The following is a 9,084-nucleotide window of genomic DNA, read 5'->3' as shown; positions in this document are numbered from 1 at the left end:
GAACAGCGCTTCTTCCGCTTCCTCCAGTTGCGCGAGCGCAGTCTTGCAGATTGTCAGGTAGCGATGCCCTTCGTCCGTCAGGCGGATGCGCCGCGTGGTGCGGTTGAACAGGCGCACGCCGAGCTTGCTTTCCAGCTCGGCGAGCTTGCGCACCACCGTGGGCAGCGACGTGTCGAGTGCATCGGCGGCGGCAGTCAGGCTGCCGCGCTCGGCGATTTCGACGAAGGTTTGAATGCTGCGCAGCTTGTCCATGGGCCAGACTCCATGCGTTTGGATTACTCCGGATTATGAAGTAATTTGCTTTGTTTATTGCTATTTATTCAGCAATGCCGCTGACGCAGAATCGAGCTTCCCCAATCAAGCAGGAGAACCGACATGCAACCACCATCGTCCATCCAGCTCTACCGCAGCATCGTCTCCGGCCATGCACATCGCGCCGAACTTTTTCTCTCCCTGCTCGGCCTGCCCTTTGATGCCATCGATATCGACCTGCGTGCCGGCCAGCAGAAGAGCGCGGAATTTCTCAAGCTCAATCCCTTCGGCCAGGTGCCGGTGATCGACGACAACGGCACCGTGGTGGCCGACTCGAATGCCATCCTGGTCTACCTCGCATTGCGTTATGGCGACGAACACTGGATGCCGCGCGATCCGCTTGGCGCGTCGCAGGTGCAGCGCTGGCTGTCGGTGGCCGCAGGCGAGATTGCCTTCGGCCCTGCTCTGGCGCGGGTCGGCAAGCGTTTCGGCAGGCCGGTGGACATCGACGCTGCGCAACAACGCGCGCAGCGCCTGTTCGCCATCATGGAGACGGAACTGCAGGCGCGCAGCTTTCTGCTGGGCGACACGCCGACCATCGCCGACATCGCCTGCTACAGCTATATCGCACGCGCACCGGAAGGCGACATTTCGCTGGCGCCCTATCCCGCGGTGCGCGCCTGGCTAGCGCACATCGAGGCCTTGCCGCGCTTCGTGCCGATGATCGAGTTGCCGCCCGCCGGCGCAAAAGCGGCATAGGCGCTCGCATGGAAACCGATCCTCTGCTTTCGTCCGAACCCGGACAGCCGTTTCACGCGGGCGAGATCGCCGCGCAGGAACGCGTCGGCGTGCGCAGCCAGATGGAAAAGGTCGGCAGGGTCGCGCTGCGCGATTACATGCCGCAGCAGCACCGCGACTTCTTTCCCTTGCTGCCGACCTTCTTCGTCGGCGGCAGCGATGATGATGGCCGCCTGTGGGCGTCGCTGCTGTGGGGCGAGCCGGGCTTTATGCAGTCGCCGGACCCGGTCAGCTTGCGCATAGCCTCATCCCTGCAGCAAGACGATCCGCTGGCCGCAGCGATGCGGCCGGGCTATGCACTCGGCGGTCTCGGCCTGCAGTTCGAGACGCGCCGACGCAATCGCGTCAACGGCCTTGTCAGCGACATGGGTGCACAGGGTTTCACGCTCGGCGTGCAGCAGAGTTTTGGCAATTGCGCGAAATACATCCAGACGCGCGAGCGGCTGCCTTTACTCGAGCAACGGGTGACGCAGCGTACCGCAGGCGTCGGCATCCTGCCCGATGCGGCACGGGCCTTGATCCGGCAATGCGATACCTTCTTCATCGCGAGCGCGGCGGGGCAAGCGGTCGATGTATCCCATCGCGGCGGACGGCCCGGCTTCGTGCAGGTCGATGCGCAAGGCGGATTGATGTGGCCGGATTTTCAGGGCAACAACCTCTTCAACACCATCGGCAATCTGCTCGCCGACGGACGCGCGGGCTTGTTGTTCATCGATTTCGAGCAAGGAGATTTGCTGCATCTGAGCGGCCGCGCCGACGTCGTGTGGGAAGGGCCGCAGGTCGACGGCTTCGCGGGTGCGAAGCGCATGCTGCGTTTTGCTCCCGAGCGATTTGTATTCAGGCAGGGCGCGCTGCCCATGCGCTGGGTCTTGCGCGAGTCGTCGCCGCACCTGGACGCGACGGCAAGCTTTGCTTGATGTTATCGTGGAATGCGCACCGTTCCCTGGATGGTGAGACCCGGGTCAAGCACAACGGGTGGCGGTGCCGGCGCATAGATCACCGCCGGTCCGCCATCGTCCTTGCACTTGCGCTTTTCCTTGACCTCGCCGTTCTTCTTGAACTTGCGCTCCACCATGCAATGGCCGTCCCAATACTTTTCCTTGTATTCGCGGCCATGCCCGCCTTCGTCTTTCCATGAGTCGGCCAGCGCAACCAGCGGCAAGGTGAACAGCATAACGGTCGGCCACAGCAATCTGCAAACGTTCTTCATCGCTTCCATTCCGAAAAGGTTTGCAGTAGCTTACCGACAGGCCTTCGTGCCTTGAAGTCTTATTACTGAATGAAACAGATTTGCGCGGCAGAAGAAGCATTTCCATGCGAAAGCAAGGTCATCTCGACCAAACCGCCCGACCGCGCTATCTGGCCCCTCCTCCTTGCTAAGCGGTTTTGCAGTGAGTCGCGGCAAATTTGGAGGGAATCATTTGTCTCCATCATTCTCATGTCCGCCGAAAATCCCATAAGTCACTAGGACTACTCCAAACGTTGTCGCAGCAATAGCCCCAAGAGCCAGCTTTCGAAGAGGCATTACGTTAAGTGCGGAATCAAGGTTAAGGAGTGATACGCCGTACACTGTTCTTGCAATGAGATCAATTACAACCAACGCAACGAAGCCGGTTGTCCCGCCAAAGCAGCCAACCGTAATTATTGATCCGAATTCGATTTTCTTAATGAGGTAGTACGCTGCGAGCGCAATGCCAAGCACTACGCCGAGCGTGACGTAGCTCAATCCGAGGTAATAGCCGACCGTACCGATGCCGGCGCAAGTAAGGAGAAAGGCCATTGGCAGATAAATCTCTATTTCTTCTTTATATGTTGAAGTTCCTGCCACACGCTTGCGCACGTAGGCTGAAAAAGAAGGTGGTTTGTCCCCTAATACGCTACAGACGCGCCCGTCTCAAACTTCCTGGCATCCCTGTTGACCTTGACCGAGTTATCGCGCCAATTTGATTGCGCCGGGCACGCGTACGTCATGCTGACGAATCACGTGCATTTGCTCGTCATCCCTAATGTTGCTATCAATAAAGATTTCAAGATTCCCATAAGTTGGGTATTGAAATTGTGCAAATAAATCCCTAAGGTTGGCGAGTAAAAATCGTTGTATAAATTTCAATATTTCATCGCCTCCATTGGGAGTGTTTCAGCGAAAGGGGCAGTGAGAGGGGCGAAACCAGGGACTAATATGGGTTGAAAAAACCGTGGTCCTATTGCGCAAAAATGGCGGCCTATCCCCAAAGGCTCACAATGCCCAACGCAGTTTCTCAATGAGGTCCGGCTTAGCGCTACAACCCGGATATCGACATTTTTCGTAATCGCCTTCAGCGGATTGTTATTTGTTCAAAAGTCAGGAACAGCAATGTTTGAGTTAATACTAACTTTTTTGTTTGACGTCCTCTTTTACAAAATTGGATGTTGGAGTCTAAGAGTGCTTTCTTTTGGAAAACTTAAATGGGATTCCAAGGGCCAGGGGAATCCGTATTTGATGACCCTACTTGGGTTCACGGTATTTCTTTTGGTTTTGATTATCGTCTACTACACCTTCAACGCATGATGGGAATCATATGGGAGCTTTAGGAAAATTTGGCTTCGGCGCTGCAGCGGCCTTCTTAACGGGAAAAAAAGTCCAACTCGGGCTAGGTGCACTATTACATGCTGATGAGTTGAATGGATACGTCGATAGTAACAATATCGACGGATATACATTTAATCCAGAAGATGGAAGATGGTATGGCAGTACGCCAGCACCGGATTATGGCGTTTATGACTGGGGCGAGCCAGCGTCAGATTCTCTGCAGCGAGATCTATCTGAACTAAAGAAAGGTATTGACTGGGCGAATGAAGTCGAACGCCGTTCGCCAACAAAGCCGCTTACGATTGATGATTTTGTAAAGGCCATAAGAGACATTCCAGATGCAATACACGACATATTTTCCACTTATGACCCGCCTCCGGAATATTCGCCAACGGATTTTTCTTGGGTTATCCCGGTTAACGAAACTGGAATCCCGCGTATTGATCCCCAGTGCAGAAACGACTTCAACAACGCCCAACACCCTCCCCGCAAAGACCCATTAACCTTCGACCTCGACGGAGATGGCCTCGAAACCGTAGCGACATCAGCAGGCATCCTGTTCGATCATGACGGTGACGGCGTCAAGCAGGGTACAGGCTGGGTCGGTCCTGACGACGGCTTCCTGGCATTAGACCGCAACGGGAATGGAACCATCGACAACGGTACCGAGCTCTTCGGCGATGCCACACTCCTGGCGAATGGACTCAAGGCTGCCGATGGTTTCGCGGCCCTTACTCAGCAAGATACGAACGGTGATGGCAAGGTCACCAGTGCGGATGCGCAGTGGGAAAATCTGCGCGTCTGGCGCGATTTGAACCAGGATGGCGTCTCGCAGGCGAATGAGCTGTTCACGCTGAATCAACTGGGCATTGCGGCGATCAATGTCGCCAAGACCCTCAACAACCAGACGCTCGCCAACGGCAACCAGATTGCCGACCTGGGCAGTTTTACGCGAATCGACGGGTCCACCGGCGCGATGGGTGACGTCAGCACGATGGGCGACGTCAATCTGGCCGAAGACACCTTCTATCGCGAGTTCACCGACCACATTCCGATTGCCGAAGGTGTCGACCTGCTCCCCGAGATGCAAGGCTCCGGCATGGTGCGCGATCTGCACGAGGCCGCGAGCCTCTCTCCTGCATTGAAGGAACTGTTAACCCAATTCAGTCAGGCGACTACGCGTCATGAGCAGCGTGCGCTTCTTGATCAGATGTTGGATGCCTGGGCGGATACGTCCGGCTTTATCACTTCATTGCAACAACGCGCAGAAGCCAAATTTGTGGGCTACGACGTAGTGGTGACCTATTCACAATTCGGCAATCTGAATGAGGGGAACTATGCCGCCGAGGCAAGTTATGCCGGCATGAACTGGTTTGACGTCGGTCGTATTTGGGAACAAAAGCTTCATGTTCTGGAAGCATTTAATGGCCGGTACTTCGTCGATCTCGATAGCAGTGGAACGAGCGGCGGCACAAGCAGCGGAGGTGGCGGCGGAGGAGCTGGTGGTGGTGGCGGCGGTGGTAGTGGCGCCGCAGCAGATAACTCGGTACGCATTGACATCCGGCTTAGCGAGGAACAGGTCGGCTTCCTCAACAGTTCATTCGCCGCGTTAAAGGACTCCATCTACGCAACGTTGGTAATGCAAACGCGCCTCGCGCCGCTCTTTGACTTGATTGACGTTGTTATCAACGACAATGCAATTGCTCTCGACTTCTCGAGACTGGAGCAAACGTTTGCGACAAACATCGCGGCTGATCCAATTAACGGCATCTCGGATCTCGTCGACCTTGTCCTCTGCTCAAAAAATATGCTGAGCAATACGGGATGGGATGGCTATGGGCTAATGGAGCACTACATCCGTACAGTACCGGTGAGCACCGAATTGCAGGCAACGTACAAGGATCTTGGCGTTCTGGTTGACGGACAGGCGGATTTTTCAACTACCGGGACCGCCGATAGCAATATTATCGTTGCGGGAGGTACTAGCGATGTCATTCAAGGAAACGGCGGGAATGATGTCGTTTTCGCTGGAGTCGGCAATGACACGGTTGACGGCGGACTTGGTGACGATGTGCTCGAAGGCGGTGTCGGTAACGACTCGCTGACGGGCGGTGCTGGTAACGATCTTTACCTGTTCGGTAAAGGTGACGGGCAGGACACGATTGCCTCCGACTTCGACAACGCAGCCACCAAGCTCAATGCCTTGCAGTTCAAGAACGGAATTTTGCCCTCCGAAATCGTTGCTACGCGAACGGGCTATGACCTGATATTGAGTATTGCCGGCACTGCGGACAAGGTAACGGTCAGCCAGTTCTTCTATCGTGATACGACCGACAGCGCCTACAACCCGATTCAAAAGGTGATCTTTAGCGATGGAACCACTTGGGACGTTGCGGCGCTGACGGCCAAGGTGTTCGCAGGAACGACTGCGGCGGACTACATTGTCGGCACCATTCAAAATGATGTGATTCATGGCCGGGAGGGTAACGACAGCCTGTTTGGTCAAGATGGGAACGACGTGCTCGACGGCGGCGACGGTAACGACAACTTGTATGCGGGGGCGGCAATGACACGATTGATGGTGGTGCCGGGAATGATTACCTCGCAGGCGGCCTTGGCGACGATATATACCTGTTCGGAAGGGGTGATGGTCAGGATGTAATTAATGGCGACGACGAATCGTCTCCGACTAAGGTCAACGTCTTGCAGTTCAAGGATGGCGTGCTTCCCTCGGACATCTGGGTGACGCGCGCTGACTATGGTTTAGTGCTTACGATCGCGGGAACGACAGACAAAATCACTCTCAGCAGCTATTTTGATGGCGACAATCCCGGCGGACCGGGCAATCCAGTTCAACAAGTAAAGTTTGCGGATGGCACGATCTGGGACCTTGCTACTATCAAGGCCAAAGCCTATGGGGGCACGCCCAATGCGGACCTAATTAATGGGACCAACAATGGCGAAGCCATTAGCGGACAGGCCGGCGCCGATACACTGAAGGGTTGGGGTGGCGACGATACGCTGGATGGCGGTGCGGGCAACGACACGTTGTCGGGAGGCACGGGAAACGACATCTACCTGTTCGGGAAAGGCGATGGCCAGGACACTATTGCCGATGATCACGACACTGCCGCTTCAAAGCTGAATGTACTGCAGTTCAAGAGCGGTATCTTGCCGTCGGAAGTGATCGCGACGCGTTCCGGTACAACCCTGGTCTTGAGCATTGCCGGCACGACGGACCAGATCAGCATCAACTACTTTTTTGACGGGGATACCCCAAGTAATCCCAGCAATCCGATCCAGCAGGTTGTGTTCGCGGATGGAAGGACGTGGGATACGGCGGCGCTCACGGCAAAGGTGTTTGGAGGTACGACTGCCGGCGACAATATCACCGGGACCATCGCCGATGACGTCATCAATGGTCAGGCCGGTGCTGACAATCTGTATGGCCGGGATGGAAACGACCTGCTCGACGGCGGCGCGGATAATGATTTCATCCAGGGCGAGAACGGCAACGACAAGCTCTATGGCGGCGATGGCTCCGATAGTCTGTATGGTGGCAACGGCAACGATATCCTGGACGGCGGTGCCGGCAACGATACGATGAACGGCAATGCGGGCAACAACACCTACCTGTTTGGCAAGGGAGACGGCCAGGACCGGATCAACGGTGACTATGACATCTCCGCCACCAAGCTCAATGTGCTGCAGTTCAAGAGTGGAGTGCTGCCATCCGAAGTGTATGCGGCCAGTTCGGGCAACGACCTGGTGCTGAGCATCGGGGGCACGACGGATACGGTAAGAGTCAGTTACTTCTTTGGCGACAGCAATCCGGGCAATCCCTACAATCCGCTGCAGCAGATCAAATTCGCCGATGGCACGACCTGGGATCTCGCTGCCATTACGGCCAAGGCGTTTGCAGGGACGGCCGCCGGGGAAACCACGAGCGGTACGATCGGTGCCGACGTGATGTATGGCCAGGGCGGCGCGGACACCCTGTACGGACTGAACGGCGACGACGTGCTCAACGGCGGCGCGGACAACGATTATCTGACCGGCGATGGCGGCAACGATACGCTCGATGGCGGTACGGGCAACGACACCTTGTCGGGCAGTGCGGGCAACGACACCTACCTGTTCGGCAAGGGCGACGGCCGGGACATCATCAATGGCGACTGGGATACGTCATCGACCAAGCTGAATGTGCTGCAGTTCAAGGATGGTGTGCTGCCTTCGGAAATCGTCGCGACGCGCTCGGGTACAGACGCGGTGTTGAGCATCGCCGGGACCACGGACAAGATCACCCTTGGTGGCTTCTTCTATGGCGACACGCTCGGCAATACGAACAACCCGATCCAGCAAGTGCTGTTCGCAGATGGGACGACCTGGGATGTGGCAACGTTAGCTGCCAAGGTGTTTGCGGGTACGGACGCTGGCGACAATATCACCGGCACCATTGCAGACGATGTCATCAATGGCCAGGCTGGTGCGGACAATCTGTATGGTCGCGATGGTAACGACATGCTGAACGGCGGAGCGGGCAATGACGCCATCCAGGGTGATAACGGCAACGACATCCTCATTGGTGGCGACGACAACGATGTTCTGTGGGGCGGCAACGGCAACGACACGCTGGATGGCGGTGCCGGCAATGACACGCTGAACGACGACACGGGCAATGAAATCTACCTGTTCGGCAAGGGTGATGGGCAGGACACAATCAACAGTTATTACGACGTATCCGCGACCAAGCTCAACGTGCTGCAGTTCAAGAGCGGTGTGCTGCCATCCGAAGTGTATGCAGCCCGCTCGGGCACCGACCTGATATTGAGCATCGCGGGCACGACGGACACGGTGAAGGTCGGCTACTTCTTCAACGACAGCAATCCGGGCAATCCCTACAGCCCGCTGCAGCAAGTCAAGTTCGATGACGGGACGACCTGGGATCTTGCCACCATTACGGCCAAGGCATTTGCCGGAACGCCGAATGCGGACACGATCAGCGGCACCAACAACGGGGAGACGATCAGTGGCCAGGCGGGCGCGGATACCTTGTACGGACTGAATGGCGACGACGTGCTCAATGGCGGCGCGGACAACGATTACCTGAGCGGCGATGGCGGCAACGATACGCTCGATGGCGGCACAGGCAACGACACCTTGTCGGGCGGCACGGGCAACGACACCTACTTGTTCGGCAAGGGCGATGGCCAGGACGTCATCAACGGTGACTCGGAAACCGGTTCGGCCAAGTTGAATGTGCTGCAGTTCAAGAGCGATGTATCACCATCGGAGATCGTTGCAACCCGGTACATCAATGATTTGGTATTGAGCATTGCCGGCACCACGGACAAGATCACCATCGGCGGCTTCTTCTACAGCGACACGCTCGGCAATCCGAACAACCCGATCCAGCAAGTGGTGTTTGCGGATGGGACGAGCTGGGATGTGGCAGCAATCGCAGC

At 56.6% G+C, this 9,084-nt stretch carries 6 protein-coding genes and 1 pseudogene; 4 read left to right on the top strand and 3 right to left on the bottom strand.

Translation table 11 applies throughout. The features are described 5' to 3' along the window. On the bottom strand, positions 1–252 hold a 252-nt coding region (locus VJ651_RS21155; RefSeq protein ID WP_324109324.1), incomplete at its 3' end, for a LysR family transcriptional regulator. 123 nt (positions 253–375) lie between these two features. Between VJ651_RS21155 and VJ651_RS21150 the strand changes: the two genes are divergently transcribed. After that, the gene (locus VJ651_RS21150; RefSeq protein WP_324109323.1) at positions 376–1,011 is read left to right on the top strand and encodes a glutathione S-transferase; all 636 of its coding nucleotides are present in this window, start codon (positions 376–378) and stop codon (positions 1,009–1,011) included. A gap of 8 nt (positions 1,012–1,019) precedes the next feature. Continuing rightward, complete coding sequence (locus VJ651_RS21145) at positions 1,020–1,967, top strand: pyridoxamine 5'-phosphate oxidase family protein (RefSeq protein ID WP_324109322.1); 948 nt, start codon at positions 1,020–1,022, stop codon at positions 1,965–1,967. 2 nt (positions 1,968–1,969) lie between these two features. On the opposite strand, the gene VJ651_RS21140 is transcribed toward VJ651_RS21145, so the two are convergent. Continuing rightward, positions 1,970–2,260, bottom strand: a complete 291-nt coding sequence (locus VJ651_RS21140; RefSeq protein WP_414691371.1) for a hypothetical protein — start codon at positions 2,258–2,260, stop codon at positions 1,970–1,972. A 207-nt stretch (positions 2,261–2,467) separates the two neighbouring features. Next, positions 2,468–2,890: a hypothetical protein gene (locus tag VJ651_RS21135; protein ID WP_324109321.1), complete on the bottom strand. Its 423-nt coding sequence runs from the start codon at positions 2,888–2,890 to the stop codon at positions 2,468–2,470. A 718-nt stretch (positions 2,891–3,608) separates the two neighbouring features. On the opposite strand from VJ651_RS21135, the pseudogene VJ651_RS21130 reads away from it, so the two are divergent. Continuing rightward, positions 3,609–6,170, top strand: a pseudogene (locus tag VJ651_RS21130) (calcium-binding protein); the annotation flags it as partial. Positions 6,171–6,322: 152 nt separating this feature from the next. After that, a partial coding sequence (locus VJ651_RS21125; protein WP_324109319.1) for a calcium-binding protein occupies positions 6,323–9,084 on the top strand: 2,762 nt, incomplete at its 3' end.

The organism is Noviherbaspirillum sp. (genome assembly GCF_035254865.1).
Taxonomy (GTDB): domain Bacteria; phylum Pseudomonadota; class Gammaproteobacteria; order Burkholderiales; family Burkholderiaceae_D; genus Noviherbaspirillum.
This window is presented reverse-complemented; position numbering and strand designations above follow the sequence as displayed.